This is a genomic window from Nonomuraea corallina (assembly GCF_027620315.1).
GTDB lineage: Bacteria > Actinomycetota > Actinomycetes > Streptosporangiales > Streptosporangiaceae > Nonomuraea > Nonomuraea corallina.
Window position 1 is genome coordinate 1 of record NZ_JAPNNL010000360.1, and the last position, 526, is coordinate 526.

Consider the following 526-nt stretch of genomic DNA (forward strand, 5'->3'; position numbering starts at 1 on the left):
TGTGGCCGCCGTGCTCGCCCACGGGAGCGCGGACAAGGTCGGCATCGACCGGGCGTTCAACCAGCTCGGCTTCGACTCGCTGACGGCCGTCGAACTGCGCAACCGGCTCAACACCGACACCGGGCTGCGGCTGCCCGCGACCCTCGTCTTCGACCATCCGACGGTACGGGTGCTGGCGGAGCACCTGTTCGAGGTGCTGGCCCCCGCGCAGCCCTCGCCCGAGGACATGCTGCGCGGAGTCCTGGAGCGCGTGGGGTCGATGCTCGTCGGCGTCGAGGACGACGGCGAGAACATCCGCGGCAGGCTCGTCGCCGTGCTGAAGAGCGGACTGGCTCGCTTCGGCACCGAACCGGACGGTTCCGGCCGGCCCGACACCGTGGTGGACAAGATCGACGACGCATCCGATGAGGAGATCTTCGCCCTCATCGACAACGACCTGTGACGTATGACTCCCGTGACTGGAAGGGCCGGAGCGATGGAGAACGAGCAGAAGCTTCGCGATTACCTGAGGCGTGCGACCGTCGAA

At 67.9% G+C, this 526-nt stretch carries 2 protein-coding genes; both read left to right on the forward strand.

Going from position 1 to position 526, the window contains the following annotated elements; all coding sequences use genetic code 11:
• The coding region (locus OUY22_RS36695; protein WP_270159920.1) for an acyl carrier protein at window positions 1-442 on the forward strand (442 nt) is incomplete at its 5' end.
• A 33-nt stretch (window positions 443-475) separates the two neighbouring features.
• A partial coding sequence (locus tag OUY22_RS36985; protein ID WP_408638262.1) for a polyketide synthase docking domain-containing protein occupies window positions 476-526 on the forward strand: 51 nt, incomplete at its 3' end.